The following is a 23,157-nucleotide window of genomic DNA, read 5'->3' as shown; positions in this document are numbered from 1 at the left end:
TTATGAGAAACTTTTTCACCTGCCTTATACTGTTATGCCTGTTAACGGGCACATCGTTTAAGCCTGCACCAGAATGGACCGCTCTTTTGGATAAAAACCTGTCGAGGTGGGAAACTTACCAAAGTTATTATCATAAAGTTGGTTACAAAGGGCAGCAGCCGGTGGATGAGTATGGCAATCCGCTTAAACCCATTGGTTACAATGTAAACAAGAACAATGTTTTTTCGGTGGAAATGCAAAACGGAGAGCCGGTATTAAAAATAACCGGAGAGATATACGGCTGTATTTTTACCAAGCAAGATTTCAAGAACTATGATCTTAAACTAAAATTTAAATGGGGCGAAAAGAAATGGGTGCCCCGGCTGGATGATTACAAAGACTCGGGCTTATTATACCATTCGCAGGGCAAGTGTGGTGTAGAATATTTTCGTACATGGATGCTCAGCCAGGAGTTTCAGGTGGTAGAGAATAGCACCGGCGATTACTGGTCGCAATCTACATCTCAGGCGGACGCAAAAGCGGTAAAAGATTCCAGCTTTAAATTCAATAACCTGAATGGCAAATGGACACCGATAGGCGGTGGTACCGGCAACGGAAGTTTCTGCGAAGCAGGTGCCAAAATGGATAAGCATATGGGCGAATGGAACGAGATGGAACTTATTACCTATGGAGACAAAAGCCCGCACATTGTTAACGGCAAGGTGGTTATGGTGCTTAAAAATTCGCGGTTTAAAGATGGCGATGTTATGAAACCTTTAACACATGGTAAACTTCAGCTGCAAAGCGAAGCAGCCGAAGTTTATTATAAAAATATCATGATCAAGCCCATAACGGGGATACCGGCTAAGTACGCACAGTACTTTAAATAGGCTTACCTACTTGTCACTAATCATTACCGGTGTGCCTTTAACGCCGCCCATAATAATGATCTTGGTATTTGGCGAAAGGGCAATATCTTTTTGGGCTTTAATGCTTTCGTATTGTAGCTGCTTATCAGATAAACCGGTTGATAGGATCTTCTGGTAATCTGCTATACCCTGGGCTTCCACGCGTTTACGGTCGGCTTCCTGGCGTTCTTTCTGCAGCACGAAGGTCATCTTTTGCGCTTCCTGCTCGGCATTGATTTTAGATTCGATACTTGCCTTCACAGATGCCGGCAACGAAATGTTGCGCACCAGGATCTGTTGCAGGTCGAGGCCGCGTTTTTCAAAGCTAAGTGCTATGGTCGAGTTTATTTTATTCTGAAATTCTTGTCTTTTTATCGAGTACAGGTCAACCGCTGCATAGTTCACTGCGTTATCGCGTATGGCGGTACGGGCTACCGTGCGTACAATTTTGTCCACGTAGTCCATGCCAATATTCTGCATAATAAAAGGAGCCTTGTTGGCATTTACTTTATAAAGCACGGTTAGGTCTATCGTAACCTCCAACCCGTCTGATGATAGCACGCGGATGGCGTCATCGCCCTGCACTTCGCCTTCGCTGTGCACGGCGCTCATGGTGTAGTTTTGGGTTTGGGTGTTAAAGGTGGTTACATCAACCAGTGGGTTAATAACATGCAAGCCGCTTTCCAATACATCGTTTTGCACTTTACCAAACAGTACCTGTACGCCAACTTTACCGGGATCGATCACCTTAAAAACCGAAAATAGCAGGCTGATGCCTGCTATTGCTATACCTATAATGCTGATAATGCCGCCAAAGCGGTTAATAGGCTCAGCAGAACGTTTTATTGTTATACCTACAACAAGCACAACAATACCAACAATTATTAAAAACATCGTATGTTTTGGTTAGGGTTATTTTGTTTTTGTAGGTTAGATATGCGAATGGGTTTATTGTTACACTATTTATTGTTCTGCAAGTTCTTGATCTCTTTTATCAGCCTTATTTTAAGGGTGATAATGATACCGGCTATAAACGCGCAGGCTAAAACATACTCCCAGCGCGCTGCTTCAACGGCATTCCAGATAATAATGATACACAAAAATATAGCGATGTTATAAAACACGTTAAGTGCTACCTTTTTGCCCATATTAGTAAACGTTTAGTTCGGGGTCTATCTCGGCTTTCCAGGCTAAGATGCCTCCTTGCAGGTTGCTAAGGTTGGTATAACCTTGTGCCTCTAACTGCATAATTGCGGCCATACTGCGTTTGCCGCTTCTGCACATAACAACAACAGGTTTATCTTTCTCCACTTTATCGGCCTCAATTAAAATGCCGCCAAGGGGTATGGATAAACCGCCTATGTTTGATGTTTCGTATTCAAAGTCTTCCCGAACATCTATCAGTTGAAGATCTTCGCCGCTATCTAACTTTTGTTTAAGTTCCTGTACGCTTATTTCTTTCATGGTAAATATAATTAATAGCCAAAGGTATGTTTTTCCGTATCAAATATTTGTAGTCAATCTGTAACAATCAGTACCTAAGTGCGTTTTATGGTTAGGTGTATATTATTACCCTATTACCTTAATGAAAAAAGTAACCAGGTTTTTTTGGTTCTGTTCCGGCGCGCATGTGGACACACTAAAAAAATACCCTATAGAACATAATAAGTATGTGGGCATTGGTGCCACCATATTTTTCACTGCGCTTTTTGCATCGCTATCCGGCGGCTACGCTATGTACTTTGTATTTAGCGGCAATGCATTTGCCATTGGTTTCGCCATTCTTTTCGGGCTGATATGGGGTTCTGCCATCTTTAATATGGATAGGTACATTGTATCCAGCATTAATAAAGAGGGTAGCATGAACCAGCAGATATTGCAAGCCACGCCGCGTATTTTGCTTGCGATTATGATAGGTGTGGTTATCTCGCGCCCGCTGGAGCTTAAGATCTTTGATAAGGAGATCCGCACCAAGCTGAAAACGGCCTACCTAAAAGGGCAGCACAGTAAGATAGATACCCTGCAAAAAACCTATCAGCAAAAATACGGGCAGGAGTTGGTTAAAAATACCGACCTGAAGAAGGAGAAAGATTCGCTTGAGCGCGATATCAACCGTTCGCGCTACGAGTTGAACCAGGAAGTTTTTGGCGATAAAACCAACCAAACATCGGGCATCACCGGGTACGGCACATATGCCAAGCAAAAAGCACAGGTACTTCAAGAGAAACAAGACAGGTTAAAAACCGTTACCGAGAACCTTGGCCAAATGGACCGGTACCTGAGTAAGCGTAAAGATTACGAAGGGTTAAACGCTACCCGTTTATTCAGCGAAAAGCAGCTGGACAGCCTATCTAATGTGGCCGGCTTTGCAGACCGTAACTGGGCGCTGGGCCAGCTATCATATAACGTAGATGGCACGCGCGATTTGGATACCTATATGGCTATCTCGTTCATCGGCTATTTGTTCATCCTGTTCGAGTGTTTGCCGGTTTTTGTAAAGCTGATGTCGCCCAAAGGGCCTTATGATACGGCGCTTGCCAAGATCAGCGAAGCGAACACCCATTTTGCAGATAAGGATAAGGAGAGAGAAATAGCTGTTACCGATAACACTTACGACCATAGCCTTGACGCAGATATTGCCCGGCGAAAGCAAATCATTACCGGGCAATCGGAGTATGACCTGGGCAGGCATAGTTATGATTAGGCTTTTTTGTAATAAAATTGATAGATAACAGTTACTGATTTAATTGGTAATTTCATCACCTGAATCATAGCATCTCAATGAAGAAAATACTACTCCTTGCCGCCGCCGCTTTTTTCGTATTTGGCGCCAATGCACAAACTAAAGCACGCAACGGGCTTTACTATGTTGTATCATTCCCCAACGCAGCCCATCACGAAGCCGAAATAACGGTAACCGTTCCCGATATTACCGAAAACGGGCCACTAAGAATGAGGATGAGCCGTTCATCTCCGGGCCGTTATGCTACGCACGAGTTTGGTAAAAACATTTATAATGTAAAAGCTTTTGACCTTAGCGGTAAACAACTTGTAATTAAACAGGTTGAGGGCGATGTTTACGAGGTTGCAGACCATGGTTCTGTAGTAAAAATAAGCTATACCCTGTTTGGTAACCATACTGATGGCACTTATGTAGGTATAGATGCCAGTCATGCACACCTCAACATGCCTGCAGCATTTATGTGGGTAGTTGATAAGAACATAGTAACCCGCCCTATCAAATTTGAGTTTATCGACTTGGATAAATATGGCTGGAAGGTAGCTACCCAGCTTAAGCACGAAGGGGATAACGTTTATAGCGCGCCGGATATGCAATATATGATGGATAGCCCCACCGAGTTGTCTGCCGTTAAAACCAACTACTGGGATGTGGTAAACACCAATGGTAAAAAGCAAAAAATGGGCATCGCCGTACACTCTGATGATGACCAGGCCACGATAGACAACTTTGCCCAGATGGTGAAAAAAGTGGTGTTAGAAGAAAAAGCTGTTTTTGGCGAACAGCCAGATTATGATTATGGCAGCTACACTTTCCTGGATGATGTACATCCCACTAACTTTGGCGACGGGATGGAACACCGCAACTCTACCTGTATTGTGGACGGATCTGACAAAGTAGCCGGTAACGAAAAGGATTTGTTGGGCACTTACTCGCACGAATTTTTTCACAGCTGGAATGTGGAGCGCATCCGCCCAAAATCATTAGAGCCGTTCAATTTTGAGCATGCCAACATGAGCAATGAGCTTTGGTTTGCCGAAGGTTTTACACAATACTACGGCGAGATGCTGTTGGTACGCAGTGGCTTTAACTCGGTTGATGATTACACCCGTACGGTTGCCGGTTTGGTTAACTCGGTTTTAGCAGCACCTGCCCCGGCAAAATATCCGCCAACCCAAATGAGCCGTTACGCGGTATTTACCGACGCCGGTGTTGCAGTTGATGCGACCAATTACGGTAATATATTTACAAGCTATTATGTTTACGGTGGTGCAACTGCATTAGCGCTCGACTTGCGTTTGCGCAGCGAGTTTAAGATCACCCTTGACGATTATATGCGCCAGGTTTGGTTAGCCTATGGTAAAACCGACAAGCCTTATACCATTCCTAATTTACAGGAGGTTTTGGGTAAAGTTACCAACCCTAAGTTTGCAACGGCATTTTTTGCCGATTACATCTATGGCGTAAAAAAGAACGATTATGAAGCCTTATTGGCTAATGCCGGCTTAGTATTGCAAAAAGCAGCGCCGGGCAAAGCATGGATAGGCCGTATAGCAAGCAAACCATCAAACGGTGGTTTAACCATCACTAATTCAACCGTATCAAACACCCCGGTTTACAAAGCAGGGCTTGATGCAGGCGACACCATCTTGAAAATTGACGGACAGGATGTAAAGGCAGCTACCGCTATCGCTGATATTATAAAGGATAAAAAACCGGGCGATAAGCTTTCGGTATCTTATAAAAACCGTACAGGTAGCCACGATGCTACCATAGTAGTAGAAGAGAGCCCTGCATTTGAGGTAGTAACTTTCGAAAAAGCAGGTAAAACATTAAGCCAACAACAAAAAGATTTCCGCAGCAGCTGGTTATCATCAAAAGTTAAATAAATGAAATTTAAGATATTTTTAGCAGCAGGCGCGTTAGCCCTTGCACCCGTAGCGGGCTTTTGCCAGGATGTAAACAAACTGATCAAACAGGATGATGTAGAGCGCATCATTAAAACGCTTAGTGCCGACGATATGGAAGGCCGCGGTACCTTTACCAAAGGGATAGATAAAGCAGCAACATTTATAGAGGGTGAGTTTAAAGCCGCGGGTTTAAAACCGATGGCAGGCGCAACAGGTTTTCGTCAAAACTTTAGCATGGTGCGTACGTCGGTAGTTAGCTCAAAGGTTACCCTTAACGGTGCCGATGTACCAGCCGAAAACGTAATTATTAGTGCGTCAGGCTCATTCAACTGGACAAGTCCGCAAGGTGTAGAAGTGGTGAAGATCACATCAGATAAAAACTTCATTGCCGAGTACCAGGCCCTAATGGCAACCGATAAAAAGGCGCTTGTGTTGGTTGATACCAGCTTTGCTAAAACCTACATCCGTATTGCAAGCCGTATGAAACGTGGCGGTACATCGTTCAAAGGCGCTACCGCATCCAACAAAACGCTTGTGTTTGTAATGGGCACTTTTGCTGATGTAAAATCGCTAACCGTTAGTTATGATGCAGCCGTTAAAGAGCAGCCATTGTTTAACGTGGTGGGTATGATCCCCGGTAAATCTAAACCAAATGAATATGTGGTGTTTGGCGGCCATTACGATCACCTGGGTATTATTAAAAAAGGTGCCGAAACAGATACTATCGCTAACGGTGCCGATGATGATGCATCAGGTACTACAGCGGTTATCAGCCTGGCTAAGTATTACAAAAAGCTAAATAACAACGAGCGCACTCTTGTATTTGTAGCCTTCACAGCCGAGGAAATTGGTGGCTTTGGTTCGCAATACTTTTCTAAACAGTTAGACCCTGATAAGGTAGTTACCCTGTTCAATATCGAGATGATTGGCAAAGCGGCGAAATTTGGCGAGAACTCGGCGTTCATCACCGGCTTTGAGCGTTCTGATTTTGGCGCCATCCTGCAAAAAAACCTGGAGGGCACAGCCTTTAAATTTTACCCGGACCCTTACCCAGAGCAAAACCTGTTTTACCGCAGCGATAACGCCACGCTAGCCGCTTTGGGCGTACCGGCGCACACCATATCTACAGATCAAATCCCTACCGATAAACTTTACCACACGGTAAAAGATGAATATTCGAGTTTGGATGTAAACAACATTGTGGCAACTATCCGCGCTATCGCGTTAAGTTCGCGCAGTATTGTTTCGGGTAAGGATACCCCTACAAGGATCCCAAAGAAATAAATACACCCGTATAACCACAAATTCATAGGGCTCAAACAATTGTTTGGGCCTTACTGTTTAATGGCTAAACTAAACACGAATATTATGCAATGGATGGGCAGACGCGAAAGCAGTAATACAGAAGATGGCAGCAGCAGCGGCGGTGGACGGGGCTTAGCCCTTGGTGGCGGCGTGGTAGGTATTATTGCCGCGGCCATATACTTCTTTACCGGGATAGACCCATCGGCTCTTCTTAATCAAACCCAGGGTGGCGGCGCGCCGCAAGAGAATAACCAGCAGGTAGTGCCGGATAGTAAAGAGAAAAAATTCTCTAAGGTTATCTTTGCCGATACCGAAGATATCTGGACCAAACTTTTTAATGATATGGGCAAAACCTACGACCAGCCCAAACTGCACTTTTTTATAGATGCGGTAAGCACTGCTTGTGGCCAGGCTGGTGCCCAAACAGGGCCGTTCTATTGCCCCGGCGATCAGAAAGTATACATCGACCTTTCTTTTTTTGATGAATTATCTAACAAGTTTGGCGCCGCCGGCGATTTTGCACAGGCCTACGTTATAGCCCACGAGGTTGGCCATCACGTGCAGGACCTGCTGGGCGTATCTGCCAAAATGGACCAGGCCCGCCAACAGTTAAGCGAGGCAGAATACAACAAACTATCTGTAAAGCTGGAATTGCAAGCCGATTTTTACGCCGGCATCTGGGCGCATTACGAGCAGAAAACCAAAAATGTGCTTGACCCCGGGGATATAGATGAGGCCTTAAATGCTGCCCATCAAATTGGCGACGACCGCCTGCAGAAAGAATACCAGGGCGAAGTACATCCCGATAGTTTTACCCACGGCACCAGCGAACAACGCATGTACTGGTTTAAAAAGGGTTATGAAACGGGCGACATGAGCCAGGGAAATACTTTTGCAGCAAGTGATCTGGAATAGGGTATTCCGGGCAAAATGTTCACGTTCACGGCCGTGAACGCACGCATGTATTTGCAACTTGCTTATAATAAGATAGTTGTATTTTTGACGAACTGACAAAATGGTGCCACCATCTTATTGCGTATAATTGCTATGCAACAAGTTCGGCATTACTTGTAGGTTTAACTCGGGTCTACAATAGCCCGGACGCGATTTTCTATTTCCTGCACTAATTCATCTACGGGGGTAGTGCCGGGTTCAATGGGGTCAAGCACTTCCCATTTCATAGGGGTGAAGGTATTGAGCGGGTACAGGCCATAACGGATCATTTTCCAGCTATCAGTAATGGCAACGGGTACCAAAAGCGCGTTAGGGCATTTTTTTAATAAGGTAGCCACCCCTGCCGACTGAAACTTTTTTACCCTGCCATCTTGCGAGCGGGTGCCTTCCGGAAATATCATTGCGCCCCAGTTATTGTCCTTCATGCGGCCGGCAAATTTTACCAGCTCGGTGATGGATTGTCGCGGGTCTTTGCGGTCGATGTTTGCGCCACCGCCGTGCCTTAGGTTAAATGATATGGATGGGGTACCTCTTGCCAGCTCCACCTTCGAGATAAACTTTGCGTGGTATTTACGCAGGTGATAGATCATCGGCGGGATATCAAACAAACTTTGATGGTTAGCCACAAAAATGATCGGCCTGTTTAGGGGCAGGTTTTGTTTGTTAATGAAAGTTACTGTGTTACCTAAAATATAAAAGGTACGTACCAAAAAATAATTCAGGATATCTACAGAGCGTTTATGCGCGCTGTACCCGCCAAACCTTAGGCAAAGCCATTGTATGGGATGGAATATCACCAGCATTAAAAAGAATGCAAAAATGGCAAACGGGGAGAGGATGTAGCCTAAAAACTTTTTCATCAAGGGCGCAAATTTAAAATTTTTTGCGGAAATGATAAATGACCGGTTATAAAGTATTCTCTAACTGCATTAAACGTGCTTTCAATACCGCTGCCACGGCAAGCGAATCGGTTATCTCTCCGCTGCAAACCATCCGGTAAACATCCTCAAAAGGCACTTTTTTTACAACGAGTTGCTCGGTATCTTCAGGTTCGGCCTTGTGCTGTTCCAGGCCCCGGGCAATGTACAGGATGCAAAGTTCGTCGCTTACCGAATTGGAGAGGTACATACGCTGGATCTCCGTCCATTGCGATGCTTTCAAGCCCGTTTCTTCCAGCAGTTCGCGCTTTGCCGATGCTAACGGGTCTATACCGATGATGCCGCCACCCTCGGGCAGTTCCCAGCTGTATTGGTTTAATGTAAAACGATACTGGCCTACCAGGTAGGTGTTCATATCAGCATCTAAAGGCAAAATACCAATGGCGATATTTTTATAATGCACCTGCCCGTAAATGCCGGGGTTGCCCGACGGGTTGATCACCTGGTACTCGGTAACGTTTATCCACGGGTTATCGTAAATTTCCTTTTCTGATGTGATCTTCCAGGGGTTAGCTTCGGGGTGTTGCATAGGATAAAGGTAGTTTTTTTACGGATTTTGTCCACTATGTCATTGCGAGCGATAGCGTGGCAATCGCACGGAGATCAGTTATCTATTAGTTCTTCGTTAGGAATGGGTTGGTGAGCAATATGAATCGTTAGTGGACGTTACTTTTTTTTCTCTCAAAAAAAGCAACCAAAAAAAGTCGCGGCTTGGTAACACCCTGTGTAAGTCAGTGCTTTATTAATTAGATGCCACCCGTGTGTTACGCTATGCCGCATTTGGACGTTGTCGTCAGGACAGTACGTTTTTCTTGAGCAACATATTCCATTTCTTCTATCGTCAAATACAACAGCTTCGTATTACATAGGCTGACGAACCAAACAGCTCTACTCCTAATGCGGCATTAGCGTGTTGCGGATGGCACCACAACTGCTAAAGCACAATCTTTGACAGCGACACGGTTAAGCCGCGTGTTTTTTCTTTGGTTCGTTTCTTTTTTGCGACAAAAAGAAATGAACATCCACTGACGATTAATAAAACGCAAACCATTCCTAACGAAGAACTAATAGCGACATTTCTATCAGATTGGCACACTATAGCTCGTAATTAGCTGTATTTTAAAGCCTAAAATCACATTACTCCACTAAATCTCTATTCCTTTTCAAATATCCCGGCACATTAACCAGCATTATGCCAACCAGTATCACAACCAGGCAAATGAGCTGCGCGGTGTTCACGTGCTCATTTATAAGCAACCAGCCTAAAAATACCGCGACAACCGGGTTTACATAAGTATGTGTGCTGATAATAGCGGGTGGTTTGATGGTAATAAGCCATATAAAGGAAAGGTACGCCAGTAACGACCCAAATACGATCAGGAATACTAATCCGCCCCATGCCTGCCAGCTTACATCAGCGAAGGCGAAACCCCGCTGTTCGCTTTTGGCGAATGCGATGATGGCGCTTGCTATTCCTGCTGCCAATAGCTGCACGCTCGCATTCATGGTAGATGTGCTACAGCCCTTGTTGTCTTTTATCATCAACGAGCCCAATACCCAAAGCACCGCGCTAAACAGCACCACCACACTTGCAATAGTTGCCATGGGCGATGGGTTTGCTACGGCTACGCCAAGTTTCAGGAACAGGAAGATGCCCGTAAAGCCGATAAGCAGTCCGCTTACAATATATTTGTTGGAGAAATATTCCCGCCAATTTTTTCTGTCGAGCAGTAAAAATATCAGCGGCTCGGTGGCTACCAGTATGGCGGCCTGGCCCGAACTGATGTATTGCTCGGCCCATGCTATCATGCCCGTGCCGCCAACCAGCATCATAGTACCGCTTATAGCATGGCGGATAATGAGCTTCTTTTCGGGGAAACGCTCTCCTTTAAATTTGCAAAAGGCCAGCATCAGCAAGCCGGCGCTTAAGTACCGCAAGCCAACCAATATAAACGGCGGGAAGCTCTTTAACCCGTAAGCCACAGCCAAATAGGTTGATCCCCATATAATGTATATGTTGAAGAACGCGAAGGCAACCAATAAGGGCGAGGCCGTTTTTTTTGTCATTGCTGTTGGTATTAAACAAAAAAAGGCGCACCGTGTTGGGTGCGCCTTGTATAATTTGTCGGTATTTAATATTATAAACCGAAGGCGCTTTTTACTTTATCTACGTAGTCAAGTTTTTCCCATGTAAACAGTTCAACCTCGCGGGTTATGGTGCTGCCATCGTGCGCGTTGAATGATTTGGTAACAACCTCGCTTGGGCGGCCGAAGTGGCCGTATGCAGCGGTTTCGCTATAAATAGGGTTACGCAACTTAAAGCGGGTCTCGATAGCGTAAGGCGTCATGTTAAAGATCTCTTCCACTTTCTTAGCTATCTCGCCATCGTTGATGTCAACTTTAGCGGTACCGTAAGTGTTTACATAAATGCCCATGGGTTTCGCAACGCCAATAGCGTACGATACCTGCACCAATACCTCATTACAAACACCGGCAGCTACCAGGTTTTTAGCAATGTGGCGGGTAGCGTAAGCAGCAGAACGGTCAACCTTTGATGGGTCTTTACCTGAGAATGCACCACCACCGTGGGCGCCTTTACCACCGTAAGTATCAACAATGATCTTGCGACCGGTTAAGCCGGTATCGCCGTGCGGGCCACCAATCACAAATTTACCGGTTGGGTTAATGTGGTAGGTGATGTCGTTGTTAAAGAAGTGGGCGTATTTTGGATATTTAGCCTTAACACGCGGGATAAGGATCCCTACGATATCGCTGCTGATCTTAGATAGCATCGCTTCTTCCTCGCCAAAATCATCATGCTGGGTAGAGATAACGATAGCATCGATACGGGTTGGCTGGTTGTCATCGCTATACTCTAACGTAACCTGCGATTTTGCATCAGGGCGAAGATATTTGATGTCGGTATTTTCACGTCGGATAACTGCAAGTTCGCGCAATAAAGCGTGGGCGATATCTAAAGCCAAAGGCATATAGTTGTCAGTTTCTATGGTAGCGTAACCAAACATCATACCCTGGTCGCCGGCGCCTTGCTCTTCTTTAGCCTTGCGGTCTACGCCCTGGTTAATATCCGGCGATTGCTCGTGGATGGCCGATAGCACACCGCATGAACTGCCATCAAACATATACTCGCCTTTGGTATAACCAATGCGGTTAATAACATCGCGGGCAATTTTTTGTACGTCTAAATAAGCTTTTGATTTTACCTCGCCCGCTAAAAAAACCTGGCCGGTGGTCACTAAAGTTTCACAAGCCACCTTCGACTCGGGGTCGAAAGCTAAAAAGTTATCGATCAACGCGTCCGATATTTGGTCGGCAACTTTATCCGGATGCCCTTCAGACACGGATTCCGATGTAAATAAGTATGGCATATATTTTAAAAATAAACGTTAAAACCGAAAGGTAAAGATCTATCTGAAACGTAGTAAAAGGAGCAGGGTTTAGCACTTTTTTACGTGGTTGCAATCCAGTCCCGCTGTTTAAGTTGTCAACAATGGGGCATTAAATCAGTCCACTTTCGGGTGGCAAAAATAAAACAATTTTTCACAAAGCCGAAAATACATTTACTTTTGGCGCTGGTAAACTTATATAGTTGAAAAGGAAAGCGTTATTTATAATAAACCCGGTATCGGGAGGGAAGAATAAGGAAGGTGTACCGGAGCTTGTACAGAGATATGTTGATACAACTATTTTTGATTACGACATTGAGTTTACCACCGGTATTTTCCACGCAAACGGCTTAGCAAAGGCGGCCGTGGGCGAGTACGATATTGTTGTTGCCGTGGGCGGCGATGGTACCGTTAACGAGGTAGCATCGGGCATTGCAAATACTGATACCACGTTGGGGGTTATCCCTTATGGATCCGGTAATGGCCTCTCCAGGTTCTTAAATATCCCCATGAATGTGGAGGATGCCTTTAAAACCTTTAACCAGGCGCGCTCCATTAAAATTGACGCGGGCAAAATGAACGGGCAATGGTTTTTTAATATGGCCGGAATGGGTTTTGATGCCCATATAAGCCACGTGTTTGCCAATGGTAGCGAGAAGCGCGGTTTTGTGAGTTACTTTAAATCGTCCATCAAAGAGATCTCTACGTACCAATCCAAAAACTACCATATAGAAGTTGACGGCGTGCCTTATGACCGCGAGGCATTTATGCTGAGCATGGCCAATTCATCACAATATGGCAACAACGCGCACGTATCGCCTACTGCATCGGTGCAGGACGGCTTGCTGGATGTTTGTATCATAAAACCATTCCCGCTGTGGCGTTTTCCGGAGATGGGTTTAAGGATGTTTACCAAAACGGCCGATAGTTCTAAGTACGTAGAGATCGTTAAAGGGAAGCATATCCACATTACACGCGCGCAGGAAGGCCCAATCCACCTGGATGGCGAGCCACAGGTTGCAGGCACAGATATTAATATAGAAGTGGTGCCAAACGCGCTGAACGTGATCGTTGGCGCATCGTATCATAAATAAAAAGCCTCTCCCCAACCCCTCTCCGAGGGAGAGGGGCTTAAGAAAGGCTAAGTATAACATATAAAATAAAGTCTCCCCTATCGGAGGAGATTAGAGGGGGCTTATTATATGGCTAAGAAAAACTTCACCGGCATCATGTACTCTACCGACCCGGATTTCCAATACCGGGAAGAGGGGAATAACGAGCAGCAAACCCTGCCACCACAGCAGCAAAATCTAAAGATCTACCTGGATAGGATAAAAGGTAACAAACTGGTAACCCGAGTAAGCGGTTTTATTGGGGTGGATGCCGACCTGGAAGCTATCGGCAAAAAATTGAAAACCAAATGCGGCGTAGGCGGCTCTGTTAAAGATGGCGAGGTGCTGTTACAGGGCGATTTTAGGGACAAGGTGCTCGCCATGCTGCAAACCGATGGCTACAAAGCTAAAAAAGCCGGAGGTTAGTGTATCGAAATAAAAAATATTAATTCGATTTAGCAATTGATAATCAAGGATTTATATGGTGTGTAAAAGATACATTATGTAAATAAATACTCAAAAATACTTGGTTCTTAGTGTATCAAAAGGGTAGTTTTGTAGCAACCAATTATAAAATTATCTTCCTGATGAACACCACTGCTAACCGGGTACCCAATTTAGGGTATCTAAACCTGGCTAATAGCCCTGCTATTTATTACCAGTTAACCCCAGCGCAACTTGTTGAAGCTGCCATTAAACGCAACGAAGGTGTACTAACCGACACCGGCGCGCTGGCTATTGACACCGGCAAATTTACAGGCCGCTCGCCTAAGGACCGCTTTATTGTTGATGACCATGTAACGCATGATAGTGTATGGTGGGGAAGCGTCAACTACAAGTTTGACGGTGCAAAATTCAACGCCCTATATAACAAGGTTACAAAATATCTTGCCGGCAAGAAGATGTTTGTGCGCGATTCTTGCGCCTGCGCTAACGAAAAATACCATATCGATATCCGCGTGGTTACCGAAACAGCTTACCAGAACCTGTTTGTGCACCACCTGTTCATCCGCCCCGAAGTGGTGAACCCCGAAAATGAACCCGAGTGGACCATAATAGCGGCCCCCGGCTTTTTAGCCGATCCTGAAAAAGACGGTACCCGCCAGCCAAACTTTTCTATCATCAATTTCAGCAAAAAGATCATACTGATAGGTGGTACAGGCTACACGGGCGAGATCAAGAAAGCTATCTTTTCGGTACTGAACTTTATCCTGCCGCATGATAAGCAGGTGCTGTCTATGCACTGCTCGGCCAATACGGGTTCTAAAGGCGATACCGCGATCTTCTTCGGCCTATCCGGCACGGGTAAAACAACCCTCTCTGCCGACCCTGAGCGCAGCCTTATAGGCGACGACGAACACGGCTGGAGCGATTACACCATATTTAACTTCGAAGGCGGATGCTACGCTAAATGCACCGGCCTTACTGCCGAAAAGGAACCACAGATCTTCAACGCTATTAAGTATGGTGCTTTGTTGGAGAATGTGAACTTTATACCTGGTACGCGCAGGGTTAACTTTAACAATGTAGATAAAACAGAAAACACCCGCGTAGCATATCCTCTATATAACGTAAGCAACGCTGTGATCCCGTCTATAGGGGCGTCGCCAAAAAACATTTTCTTTTTAACTGCGGATGCCTTTGGGATTTTACCGCCGATTGCAAAGCTAACGCCAGAGCAGGCCATGTACCACTTCATATCCGGCTACACCGCCAAAATAGCCGGTACTGAAGCTGGCATTACCGAACCCACAACTACCTTTTCTGCCTGTTTTGGCGAAGCGTTTTTGCCATTGCACCCCGTAGCTTACGCCAAATTGCTTGGCAAAAAGATAAAGCAGCACCAGGTAAACGTATGGTTAGTTAACACCGGGTGGACAGGTGGCGCATACGGCACAGGCCAGCGAATGAAGCTTTCGCATACCCGTGCTATGATAACCGCGGCGATAAACGGCGGGTTAGATAATGTAGATTACCACCAACACCCTGTATTTAATATAGCTATCCCACACAACTGCCCCAACGTGCCCGACGAGGTGTTAGACCCAAAGAACACCTGGCTTAATGCTGATAATTATGACGATAGCGCAAACAAGCTGGCCTCGGCCTTTGTTAAGAACTTCGACAAATATGCGGCGTACAGCACCCCGGAAATTATAAATGCAGGGCCAAACGTAGCCTTAGAGGTGTAATTAGACGCTACTATATCAGTTTAGTTACATACTTTTTATGTGTTATAACTTGCTATTCCAAAAAAAAATGGGTTGTATTGTAAAAAATTGTCTGCGATGTAGACAATTTTTGTGTTTCAAAGCGTTATGTAATCACCAATTTCATAACGCTTTTGCAGCGGTATATTAAATAATTATAAAGAATTACATAAAAAGTTTTTTTATTTCATTTAAATTCTATTTTTGTTATTCGCTTAAAACGCACACATTTTTATTAACTTATATTATAAACAAAACGAAAACTAAAATTTAAAAAGTAATGGCAAACGCACCAACAAAACCAACTACTCCTGTTAAAGAAAGCTCAAGTGCATCGGGCGCATTTGCAACTTTGACCATCCCTATCTGTATAGTAGTGGCAATTTTGATATTTGTATTCATCTTAGGCCACCCAAGTCACTACAAAGGCGGCGATCCTGCAAACGAGCCAAACCCTGGCGATTTATTCGGTACCGTACACAAAGGTGGTGTTATCGTACCTATCATCATGTCATACCTGTTAATGGTTATCGTGTTTTCAATTGAAAGGTTTGTAGTTATTGGCAAAGCTTCTGGTACAGGTAATGTTGACGCTTTCGTAAGAAGGATTCAATCTTTACTAAACGCAGGTAACATCGACGGCGCTAACGCTGAGTGCGACAAACAAAAAGGTTCGGTAGCAAACGTTATCAAATCTGGTTTGAAAAAATACAAAGAAATGGAAGTTGATACAACTTTAGATGTTGAGCAAAAAGCTTTAGCTATCCAAAAAGACATCGAAGAAGCAACAGCTTTAGAAATGCCAATGTTAGAGCAAAACTTAACCATCATCGCTACTTTAGTATCTATCGGTACATTAACCGGTCTATTAGGCACGGTAATCGGTATGATCAAGGCTTTCGGCGAGTTGGCATCAGCGGGTGCTCCCAACCAATCAGCTTTATCAAACAGTATTTCTGAAGCGCTTATCAATACTGCGTTAGGTATTGGTACTTCAGCTGTGTCAATTGTAATGTATAACTTATTTACATCGAAAATTGATAAACTTACTTATGCGATTGACGAAACTGGTTTCAGCATCGTTCAAACATTTGCAGCATCTCACAAAAAATAATCCTGTAGAATATTAGTGCGCAAAAACACATTATAACAAAATATAATTTGGATAATTGCGATAATTAACTATCTTTACATTATTATATTAAAAAAGGAACAAGATGCCAAGAGTAAAAGTCCAAAGAAAGAGCACCTCGATAGATATGACCGCCATGTGCGACGTAGCTTTCCTTTTGCTTACCTTCTTTATATTAACAGCAAAACCACGTACAGAAGATCCTGTACCGGTAGATATACCTGCATCGTCTGTCACCCAGCCAATACCTGATGATAACGTGCTAATGCTTACAGTGGCCGAGCAAAAAGTTTTCTTTACTGTGGATGGTAACGATGTCCGTATCCAAACCCTAAAACAAATGGGCGAAAAATACGGTCAGACGTTCACTGCGGAAGAGCAAACTAAATTTTCAGGAACAGCAATTTTTGGTGTTGCCATGAAAGATCTGAAAGGCTTCCTGGCTTTAGATGCCGGGCAAAAAAAGGAGTATAAGCAACAAGGTATCCCTGCGGATACTACAGCTAATAACGAACTTGCCGACTGGATCCGCGAAGCACGTAAAGCAGATAACGCTTTACACAGTAAGATATTAAGGATATCTATCAAAGGGGATAATAAAGAAGAATACCCAACCATTAAAAAGGTTATCGGTATCCTTCAGAAACAGAGAGTTGACAAATTTAGTCTAATTACTACAATTAGAGCAGCACCTAAAACGAACTAAAAATGGCAGAATTAGACACCTCCGGCGGGGGCAAAAAAGGCGGCAAAGTAAGAAGTAAGAAAGCCTCAACACGTGTGGATCTAACCGCAATGGTGGATCTTGCCTTCTTGTTGATCACCTTCTTCATGCTAACCACCACGCTTTCTAAACCGAAAGCGATGGATGTAACCATGCCGAATAAGGACGAGAAGACAAAAGAGCAGTTACCTGTTGCCGCATCGCGGTCTATGACAATTTTATTAGGCGCTAACAATAAATTGGAATGGTTTATTGGTGAGCCGGGTAAATCCCAGCCAACTACTGAAGGGTATGGCAAAGACGGGCTCCGCAAAACGCTTATTGAAAAAGGCAAAGAAATTCAGGCAAGCTTTGGTAACTATATGGTTGTTCTGATCAAACCAAGCGATAAATCAAATTATAAAAATTTGGTTGACGTATTGGATGAGATGAAAATAACCGCAGTACAATCGTACGCGATTGTAGATATACTGCCGGGCGAAGTTGAATTGCTTAAGCGCGATGGTAACTACTAAAGGAATAATTAAAGTAATTAAACGTTAACATAATGTTTGGATCAAAATTAGACATACTAAACCAGCAGTGGATTGACGTTGTTTTTTCAGGCCGTAACAAAGCTTATGGTGCTTACGAACTTAGAAAGGATAACCCTCGTAATACAAACAAGGCCCTTATAATTGGTGTAGCAGCATTCGTTTTACTTATATCTTTTAAAACAATCCTCAATGCAATAGAGGGATTTATCCCTAAAGCTGATGATAAGGTGAAGGTTACCGAGGTATTACTACCTCCGCCTCCCGTAAACGAAGCGGTAAAACCACCGCCACCGCCACCAGAACCACCTAAACCAAAAGTTGACCAGGTGCGTTTCCCTCCTCCGGTTGTAAAACCAGATAACGAGGTGCGCGAAAAAGATCCACCGACTGTAGAAGATTTGAAGGTTGCGGATCCGGGTCAGAGAGACCAAAAAGGCGACCCTAACCAGGCAATTACTATTGATGAGCCGGTTGGTAACGCCGATGTTAAACAGGTGGTTGAAGAAAACCCTAACCAAATTTTCACCGCGGTAGAGCAATCTCCTGCATTCCCTGGTGGGGAAGGTGCATTCGGTAAATATTTGGGTAACAACATTAAATACCCTGCTATTGCAAGGGAAAACAACGTTACAGGACGTGTGGTTTTAACCTTCGTAGTAGAGCGTGATGGTTCATTAACTGATATTAAGGTACTACGTGGCCTTGGTAGCGGCACAGATGAAGAAGCCGTGCGTGTATTGAAGAAATCGCCTAAGTGGAAACCAGGTATACAAAACGGACGTCCGGTTCGTGTACAATACAGTATCCCGGTAAACTTTACACTGGCGCAAGAATAAAATTAATGTTATCAAATAACAATGAAGAGCAAAAATCGCCCAAAAGGCGGTTTTTGCTTATTTTAGGAGTTACTGCATTTATATGCTTTATAGCTTTGGGGCTCATGATCATCTTTTGGGATAGCTTCCTGAGCCAGTTACCAAAGCCCCAAAAAACCATTTTTGGTTGTATTATAATTGTATATGCTATTTTACGCTTTGCGCGCTATTTAAGAAAGGACCCAAATGAAGCTTAGTTATAAATTATTATTGGGAGTTTCTTTTTTAGCCGGCTTACAAAGCTGTCAGCAAAATGCCGGTAAAAAAGTAGTACTTGATGGGTTTACATCCGGCACTGCACAATTTTATGGCGATGAGTCGTTTTCGCCTATAGTTGACGAAGAACTGTATGTTTTTAAGGCAAGTTACCCCGAGGCAAACCCTGTAGTTACTTATAAACCCGAAAGCGAGGTTGTAAATAATTTAATGAATGATAAAGTGAGGGTAGTGATAATGGCGCGCAACCTGGATACCGCCGAGCTTGGGGTATTAAAAAGGCGTTCATTAACCCCAGACGTTAATAAATTTGCGGTGGATGCTGTTGCCCTTATCGTAAATGAAGCGTCAAATGATACTATTACCTCGGTAAACGAGATCAAGAGAATGCTAAACGGGCAATCAAAAACTGATAAAAGTATCGTTTTTGATAACCCTAACTCAAGTTTGGTAAGGTATTTGAAGACCCTATCAGGCAATAATGAGTTAAAGCAAAAAAATATTTACGCATTAAGTTCAAGTAAAGAAGTTATAAAGTACGTTAGTACACACCCTAATGCGATAGGAATTACTGGATTTGCATGGCTAAACGACCCGGATAAGGACTATGCAGAGGCAGTTGGCAAGGTTAAAATTATGGGAATTAAGGATGAAAGCAGTAAAACTGCACCTAACGAGTACTTTAAACCTTCGCAGACAACGCTCGTCCAACATACGTATCCGTTAAGCAGGTCGTTATATATAATTGATTGCACAGGCAGGAAGGGTTTAGCATCCGGTGTTGCATCATTTTTAGCAAGCGAGCGTGGTCAACGAATTATATTAAAATCGGGCTTATTACCTGATTCTATCCCGCAAAGGGAAATAAATATTAAACACTAACTATATACATAACAAACTAAGATGAAAATGATCAGTAAGATAAGTAAGATAGTATTAGCACTGGCGCTTGTTGGCTCCTCTGTTTCAGCACAGAGCATAGCCGATGCAAAAAAAGCGATAGATGCAGAGCAGTTCCAGAAAGCTAAATCGATGCTTAAGAATTTAACCGTAACACAACCTACTAAGGATGAAAACTTCTTTTACCTGGGTTGGGTATATATTCTTCAGGAATATCCGGATTCGGCAAAAACCAATTTCCAAAAAGGGATTGCTGTAAACCCAAAATCTGCTTTAAACTATGCGGGTTTAGGTGCCGCCGCGTTTATGGATAAAGACAAAGCGACAGCTACCACAAACTTTAACCAGGCAGTAGCCCTGGCAGGTAAGGATAGCAAACCATATTTATATGTGGGCGAAGCTTACCTGTTAAACGATGTTGAAGGTAAAGTGCCTGCTGCCGATGCTAACGCTGCTATAACAGTATTAACAAAAGGAAAAACAGTTAACGCTAAAGATGCCGAGATCTTGGTTGCTTTAGGTGATGCATTGCGCACCCAAAGTAAAAACACCGAAGCTTTAGGTAACTATCAATCTGCTTTAGATCTCGACCCAAAATTGGCTCATGCTAAAGTAGCAACTGGTGTTATCTGGAAATATGCTAACAACTTCGAAAGTTCAGAAACTGAATTTAAAGCCGCTTTAGCTATCGACCCTAACTACGGTCCTGCTTACCGCGAGTGGGCAGAAACTGATATCCGTTGGGCGTTAAGCGATCCAAAAATGGCATCGGCTAAAGTTAAAGAAGGGGCTGATAACTACCGTAAATACCTTTCGCTAACAGATCTTTCTGTTGAGTCGCGCTTACGTTATGCCGACTTCTTGTTATACGCCGGTGATTACAAAACATTGCAAACAGAAGCTACCGCTTTATCAAGCGCTGCAAATGGTAATCTAAAAGTTTACCGTTACTTAGGTTATGCCGGTTACGAAAATAAAGATTACCCTGCCGGCTTAGCCGCGATAAATACATGGATCACTAAAGCAGACCCAAAACGCGTTATCCCTCGTGATTACGTTTACCTGGGCCGTTTACAAATTGCTTCTAAACAAGATTCCTTGGGTATTGCTTCGTTACGTAAAGCGATAGCAGTAGATACTACGCAGGTAGATGTTTATCCGGAGATAGCAAAAGCGCTATACGGTCAAAAGAAATATGCTGAGGCCGGTGACGCTTACCACGTGTACACTCAAAAAGGCAGGAACGTAAAATTATTAGATCACTTTTACGAAGGTATCAGTTATTACTTCTCTTACGATGAGAAAAGCCCGGGTGCAGAAGCTACCATTGCGAAAGCAGATTCAGCATTTAGCTATGTTACGCAAAAAGCACCAACAGATCCTAACGCCTATTTATTCCGCGCTCGTGTAAATGAGTTAAAGGATAAAGACCGTAACAATATTGTAGGTTATGCTAAGCCTTTCTACGAAAAATATATAGAGGTAACCGCTGCCAAAGGTGGCGCACCGGTAGATAAGGTGAAAAAAGAATTAGCTGAATCTTACGTTTACTTAGCAACTTATGCCGAGTTTAAAGAAAAAGATATGGCCAAGGCTACAGAAAATTACACCAAAGCAAGGGATAACGACCCTACTAACAAGCAGGTAGTTTCGTTCTTTTCACGCAAAACCGGCTCTGCCGGCAGGGGTAAGTAATTAGCCTAATAAATAATAAAAAAGCCCCTTCAAAAAAGGGGCTTTTTTATTATGCGCTCATTTGTATATTTGCACTATGGAACTAAAAAGTTTACCTGTCAACTATTTGCCCATCATATTCCAGATGCTTGTGGCTATGGGTTTTGTTGTTACTACGATGTTTGTAACGCACAAAATTGGCCCCAAGCGCCAAACTAAAGACAAGCTCACACCTTTCGAGTCGGGTATCGAGGTAGTGGGTAATGCCCGTACACCAATGTCTATCAAATACTTCCTGGTAGCCATACTGTTTGTGTTGTTTGATGTGGAGGTTATATTTATGTACCCCTGGGCGGTAAATTTTCGCGATTTGGGTTCTACCGGAATGATAGAGATGTTCATATTTATGGGTACCCTGCTTGCAGGTTTTTTCTACATCATTAAAAAAGGCGCTTTAAACTGGGATTAGTTTAGACTGATTCTAAATATATTCCTGAACCTCCATAGTGTATCTGTTACATCGTAATTATTGTAAATTTGCACATCAGTTTTAACTGAGCATTTAATATTATTTGATAAGGAATATAATGAGTGATATTCAAATAGTTGAAGCCCCTGCGGGTGTTGAAGGATCGGGGTTTTTTGCCACAAAGCTTTCTGAGGCCGTAGGTTTGGCACGTTCACACTCTTTATGGCCATTACCTTTTGCAACATCATGCTGCGGTATCGAGTTTATGGCTACCATGGGTTCCCATTACGATCTAAGCCGTTTTGGCGCCGAAAGGCTTAGCTTTTCGCCCCGCCAGGCCGATCTTTTAATGGTAATGGGAACAATATCTAAAAAAATGGGCCCGGTGCTACGCCAGGTTTACCTGCAAATGGCCGAACCACGTTGGGTGATGGCTGTTGGTGCATGCGCGTCAAGCGGCGGTATATTTGATACTTACTCTGTATTACAGGGTATAGATGAGGTTATCCCGGTAGATGTTTACGTTCCCGGTTGCCCGCCACGCCCCGAGGCTATTATTGATGGTTTTATGGCTATTCAGCAATTGGTACGTACCGAGTCTATTCGCCGCCGCGAAGAACCTAAGTACCAGGAATTACTGGCTAAATACGGGATCCAATAATGGCTAAAATAGCAAACGAAGAGCTTTTACAAAAGCTAACAGATAAATTTCCTGGCCAGGTTACCCAAACATCTGCCGATTTTGGCTTGCTTACTGTAGAAACAGGCAAAGATGCAATTACCGATGTGCTAACCTTTTTAAGGCACGATGCAGCACTGCAATTCATCTATTTAACAGACCTTACCGCGGTACATTACCCCGAACTTGAAAAACAGATCGTTGTAGTTTATCACTTACACAGTTTAACAACTAATACACGCATCCGTATAAAAGTTTCTCTTTCGTTAGAGGATTTGCATATTCCTACAGCAGCAACCATTTGGGAAGGCGCTAACTGGATGGAGCGTGAAACATACGACTTTTTTGGGGTGATATTTGACGGTCACCCGGACCTGCGCAGGATACTTAATGTTGATGACATGACGGTATTCCCGATGAGAAAGGAATTCCCGTTGGAAGATCCAAACCGTATTGATAAAAAAGATTACTTTTTCGGGAGATAACATA

24 protein-coding genes are annotated in these 23,157 nt (G+C 43.8%); 17 read left to right on the top strand and 7 right to left on the bottom strand.

The features are described 5' to 3' along the window. The first annotated feature begins 2 nt into the window (after positions 1 to 2). Positions 3 to 869, top strand: coding sequence for a 3-keto-disaccharide hydrolase (locus ABIB39_RS01815; RefSeq protein ID WP_354426891.1), 867 nt, complete (start codon positions 3 to 5; stop codon positions 867 to 869). A 6-nt stretch (positions 870 to 875) separates the two neighbouring features. On the opposite strand, the gene ABIB39_RS01810 is transcribed toward ABIB39_RS01815, so the two are convergent. From ABIB39_RS01810 to ABIB39_RS01800, 3 genes are all read right to left on the bottom strand, one after another. Then, on the bottom strand, positions 876 to 1,781 hold the full coding sequence (locus ABIB39_RS01810; RefSeq protein WP_354426890.1) for a prohibitin family protein: 906 nt from the start codon (positions 1,779 to 1,781) through the stop codon (positions 876 to 878). A 65-nt stretch (positions 1,782 to 1,846) separates the two neighbouring features. Then, complete coding sequence (locus ABIB39_RS01805) at positions 1,847 to 2,035, bottom strand: DUF6358 family protein (RefSeq protein ID WP_354426889.1); 189 nt, start codon at positions 2,033 to 2,035, stop codon at positions 1,847 to 1,849. A 1-nt stretch (position 2,036) separates the two neighbouring features. After that, positions 2,037 to 2,351: a rhodanese-like domain-containing protein gene (locus ABIB39_RS01800; RefSeq protein ID WP_354426888.1), complete on the bottom strand. Its 315-nt coding sequence runs from the start codon at positions 2,349 to 2,351 to the stop codon at positions 2,037 to 2,039. Between the two features lie 121 nt (positions 2,352 to 2,472). Between ABIB39_RS01800 and ABIB39_RS01795 the strand changes: the two genes are divergently transcribed. From ABIB39_RS01795 to ypfJ, 4 genes are all read left to right on the top strand, one after another. After that, the gene (locus ABIB39_RS01795) at positions 2,473 to 3,591 is read left to right on the top strand and encodes a DUF4407 domain-containing protein (protein ID WP_354426886.1); all 1,119 of its coding nucleotides are present in this window, start codon (positions 2,473 to 2,475) and stop codon (positions 3,589 to 3,591) included. A 77-nt stretch (positions 3,592 to 3,668) separates the two neighbouring features. After that, positions 3,669 to 5,516 (top strand): M61 family metallopeptidase, encoded by a 1,848-nt coding sequence (locus ABIB39_RS01790; RefSeq protein ID WP_354426885.1) that lies wholly within the window; start codon positions 3,669 to 3,671, stop codon positions 5,514 to 5,516. After that, complete coding sequence (locus tag ABIB39_RS01785; RefSeq protein WP_354426884.1) at positions 5,517 to 6,821, top strand: M20/M25/M40 family metallo-hydrolase; 1,305 nt, start codon at positions 5,517 to 5,519, stop codon at positions 6,819 to 6,821. 84 nt (positions 6,822 to 6,905) lie between these two features. Beyond that, the gene (gene ypfJ, locus ABIB39_RS01780; protein WP_502916181.1) at positions 6,906 to 7,757 is read left to right on the top strand and encodes a KPN_02809 family neutral zinc metallopeptidase; all 852 of its coding nucleotides are present in this window, start codon (positions 6,906 to 6,908) and stop codon (positions 7,755 to 7,757) included. Positions 7,758 to 7,918: 161 nt separating this feature from the next. Here the strand turns inward: ypfJ and ABIB39_RS01775 are convergent, their stop codons facing one another. The 4 genes from ABIB39_RS01775 to metK form a co-directional block, all read right to left on the bottom strand. Beyond that, positions 7,919 to 8,656 carry a lysophospholipid acyltransferase family protein gene (locus ABIB39_RS01775; RefSeq protein WP_354426882.1) on the bottom strand — a complete coding sequence of 246 codons (738 nt, stop codon included), beginning with the start codon at positions 8,654 to 8,656 and terminating at the stop codon, positions 7,919 to 7,921. A gap of 46 nt (positions 8,657 to 8,702) precedes the next feature. Then, entirely contained in the window at positions 8,703 to 9,263 is a 561-nt protein-coding gene (locus ABIB39_RS01770) for an NUDIX domain-containing protein (RefSeq protein WP_354426881.1), read from the bottom strand. Between the two features lie 608 nt (positions 9,264 to 9,871). Next, positions 9,872 to 10,801 (bottom strand): EamA family transporter, encoded by a 930-nt coding sequence (locus ABIB39_RS01765; protein WP_354426880.1) that lies wholly within the window; start codon positions 10,799 to 10,801, stop codon positions 9,872 to 9,874. Positions 10,802 to 10,872: 71 nt separating this feature from the next. Further along, entirely contained in the window at positions 10,873 to 12,123 is a 1,251-nt protein-coding gene (metK, locus tag ABIB39_RS01760; protein WP_354426879.1) for a methionine adenosyltransferase, read from the bottom strand. Positions 12,124 to 12,344: 221 nt separating this feature from the next. Here metK and ABIB39_RS01755 point away from each other — a divergent pair, with 221 nt between their 5' ends. The 12 genes from ABIB39_RS01755 (at position 12,345) to ABIB39_RS01700 (ending at position 23,153) form a co-directional block, all read left to right on the top strand. Further along, the gene (locus ABIB39_RS01755) at positions 12,345 to 13,235 is read left to right on the top strand and encodes a diacylglycerol/lipid kinase family protein (protein WP_354426878.1); all 891 of its coding nucleotides are present in this window, start codon (positions 12,345 to 12,347) and stop codon (positions 13,233 to 13,235) included. Between the two features lie 108 nt (positions 13,236 to 13,343). Further along, entirely contained in the window at positions 13,344 to 13,679 is a 336-nt protein-coding gene (locus tag ABIB39_RS01750; RefSeq protein WP_354426877.1) for a translation initiation factor, read from the top strand. A 161-nt stretch (positions 13,680 to 13,840) separates the two neighbouring features. Next, positions 13,841 to 15,445: a phosphoenolpyruvate carboxykinase (ATP) gene (gene pckA / locus ABIB39_RS01745; protein WP_354426876.1), complete on the top strand. Its 1,605-nt coding sequence runs from the start codon at positions 13,841 to 13,843 to the stop codon at positions 15,443 to 15,445. 298 nt (positions 15,446 to 15,743) lie between these two features. Beyond that, complete coding sequence (locus ABIB39_RS01740) at positions 15,744 to 16,577, top strand: MotA/TolQ/ExbB proton channel family protein (protein ID WP_354426875.1); 834 nt, start codon at positions 15,744 to 15,746, stop codon at positions 16,575 to 16,577. A 103-nt stretch (positions 16,578 to 16,680) separates the two neighbouring features. Further along, entirely contained in the window at positions 16,681 to 17,301 is a 621-nt protein-coding gene (locus ABIB39_RS01735; RefSeq protein ID WP_354426874.1) for an ExbD/TolR family protein, read from the top strand. A gap of 2 nt (positions 17,302 to 17,303) precedes the next feature. Continuing rightward, the gene (locus ABIB39_RS01730) at positions 17,304 to 17,834 is read left to right on the top strand and encodes an ExbD/TolR family protein (protein ID WP_354426873.1); all 531 of its coding nucleotides are present in this window, start codon (positions 17,304 to 17,306) and stop codon (positions 17,832 to 17,834) included. A gap of 32 nt (positions 17,835 to 17,866) precedes the next feature. Further along, a complete protein-coding gene (locus ABIB39_RS01725; RefSeq protein ID WP_354426872.1) occupies positions 17,867 to 18,691 on the top strand; it encodes an energy transducer TonB in 825 nt (274 codons plus the stop codon). A 225-nt stretch (positions 18,692 to 18,916) separates the two neighbouring features. Next, a complete protein-coding gene (locus ABIB39_RS01720; RefSeq protein WP_354426871.1) occupies positions 18,917 to 19,828 on the top strand; it encodes a PstS family phosphate ABC transporter substrate-binding protein in 912 nt (303 codons plus the stop codon). 21 nt (positions 19,829 to 19,849) lie between these two features. Continuing rightward, entirely contained in the window at positions 19,850 to 21,541 is a 1,692-nt protein-coding gene (locus ABIB39_RS01715) for a tetratricopeptide repeat protein (RefSeq protein ID WP_354426870.1), read from the top strand. Positions 21,542 to 21,617: 76 nt separating this feature from the next. Then, positions 21,618 to 21,989 (top strand): NADH-quinone oxidoreductase subunit A, encoded by a 372-nt coding sequence (locus tag ABIB39_RS01710; RefSeq protein ID WP_354426869.1) that lies wholly within the window; start codon positions 21,618 to 21,620, stop codon positions 21,987 to 21,989. Positions 21,990 to 22,107: 118 nt separating this feature from the next. Next, positions 22,108 to 22,650: an NADH-quinone oxidoreductase subunit B gene (locus ABIB39_RS01705; protein WP_354426868.1), complete on the top strand. Its 543-nt coding sequence runs from the start codon at positions 22,108 to 22,110 to the stop codon at positions 22,648 to 22,650. Further along, positions 22,650 to 23,153, top strand: a complete 504-nt coding sequence (locus tag ABIB39_RS01700; protein ID WP_354426867.1) for an NADH-quinone oxidoreductase subunit C — start codon at positions 22,650 to 22,652, stop codon at positions 23,151 to 23,153. Before ABIB39_RS01705 ends, ABIB39_RS01700 begins: the two co-directional genes overlap by 1 nt. Positions 23,154 to 23,157: the final 4 nt, after the last annotated feature.

Origin of the sequence: Mucilaginibacter sp. UYP27 (assembly GCF_040547175.1) — a bacterium.
In the GTDB taxonomy this organism is placed as follows: Bacteria; Bacteroidota; Bacteroidia; order Sphingobacteriales; family Sphingobacteriaceae; genus Mucilaginibacter.
This window is presented reverse-complemented; position numbering and strand designations above follow the sequence as displayed.

Bases quoted from the DNA above. Each gene is read 5' to 3' on its own strand.
- ABIB39_RS01815 (WP_354426891.1), top strand. From the start codon at position 3: ATGAGAAACTTTTTCACCTGCCTTATACTGTTATGCCTGTTAACGGGC.
- ABIB39_RS01810 (WP_354426890.1), bottom strand. From the start codon at position 1,781: ATGTTTTTAATAATTGTTGGTATTGTTGTGCTTGTTGTAGGTATAACA.
- ABIB39_RS01805 (WP_354426889.1), bottom strand. From the start codon at position 2,035: ATGGGCAAAAAGGTAGCACTTAACGTGTTTTATAACATCGCTATATTT.
- ABIB39_RS01800 (WP_354426888.1), bottom strand. From the start codon at position 2,351: ATGAAAGAAATAAGCGTACAGGAACTTAAACAAAAGTTAGATAGCGGC.
- ABIB39_RS01795 (WP_354426886.1), top strand. From the start codon at position 2,473: ATGAAAAAAGTAACCAGGTTTTTTTGGTTCTGTTCCGGCGCGCATGTG.
- ABIB39_RS01790 (WP_354426885.1), top strand. From the start codon at position 3,669: ATGAAGAAAATACTACTCCTTGCCGCCGCCGCTTTTTTCGTATTTGGC.
- ABIB39_RS01785 (WP_354426884.1), top strand. From the start codon at position 5,517: ATGAAATTTAAGATATTTTTAGCAGCAGGCGCGTTAGCCCTTGCACCC.
- ypfJ (WP_502916181.1), top strand. From the start codon at position 6,906: ATGCAATGGATGGGCAGACGCGAAAGCAGTAATACAGAAGATGGCAGC.
- ABIB39_RS01775 (WP_354426882.1), bottom strand. From the start codon at position 8,656: ATGAAAAAGTTTTTAGGCTACATCCTCTCCCCGTTTGCCATTTTTGCA.
- ABIB39_RS01770 (WP_354426881.1), bottom strand. From the start codon at position 9,263: ATGCAACACCCCGAAGCTAACCCCTGGAAGATCACATCAGAAAAGGAA.
- ABIB39_RS01765 (WP_354426880.1), bottom strand. From the start codon at position 10,801: ATGACAAAAAAAACGGCCTCGCCCTTATTGGTTGCCTTCGCGTTCTTC.
- metK (WP_354426879.1), bottom strand. From the start codon at position 12,123: ATGCCATACTTATTTACATCGGAATCCGTGTCTGAAGGGCATCCGGAT.
- ABIB39_RS01750 (WP_354426877.1), top strand. From the start codon at position 13,344: ATGGCTAAGAAAAACTTCACCGGCATCATGTACTCTACCGACCCGGAT.
- pckA (WP_354426876.1), top strand. From the start codon at position 13,841: ATGAACACCACTGCTAACCGGGTACCCAATTTAGGGTATCTAAACCTG.
- ABIB39_RS01740 (WP_354426875.1), top strand. From the start codon at position 15,744: ATGGCAAACGCACCAACAAAACCAACTACTCCTGTTAAAGAAAGCTCA.
- ABIB39_RS01735 (WP_354426874.1), top strand. From the start codon at position 16,681: ATGCCAAGAGTAAAAGTCCAAAGAAAGAGCACCTCGATAGATATGACC.
- ABIB39_RS01730 (WP_354426873.1), top strand. From the start codon at position 17,304: ATGGCAGAATTAGACACCTCCGGCGGGGGCAAAAAAGGCGGCAAAGTA.
- ABIB39_RS01725 (WP_354426872.1), top strand. From the start codon at position 17,867: ATGTTTGGATCAAAATTAGACATACTAAACCAGCAGTGGATTGACGTT.
- ABIB39_RS01720 (WP_354426871.1), top strand. From the start codon at position 18,917: ATGAAGCTTAGTTATAAATTATTATTGGGAGTTTCTTTTTTAGCCGGC.
- ABIB39_RS01715 (WP_354426870.1), top strand. From the start codon at position 19,850: ATGAAAATGATCAGTAAGATAAGTAAGATAGTATTAGCACTGGCGCTT.
- ABIB39_RS01710 (WP_354426869.1), top strand. From the start codon at position 21,618: ATGGAACTAAAAAGTTTACCTGTCAACTATTTGCCCATCATATTCCAG.
- ABIB39_RS01705 (WP_354426868.1), top strand. From the start codon at position 22,108: ATGAGTGATATTCAAATAGTTGAAGCCCCTGCGGGTGTTGAAGGATCG.
- ABIB39_RS01700 (WP_354426867.1), top strand. From the start codon at position 22,650: ATGGCTAAAATAGCAAACGAAGAGCTTTTACAAAAGCTAACAGATAAA.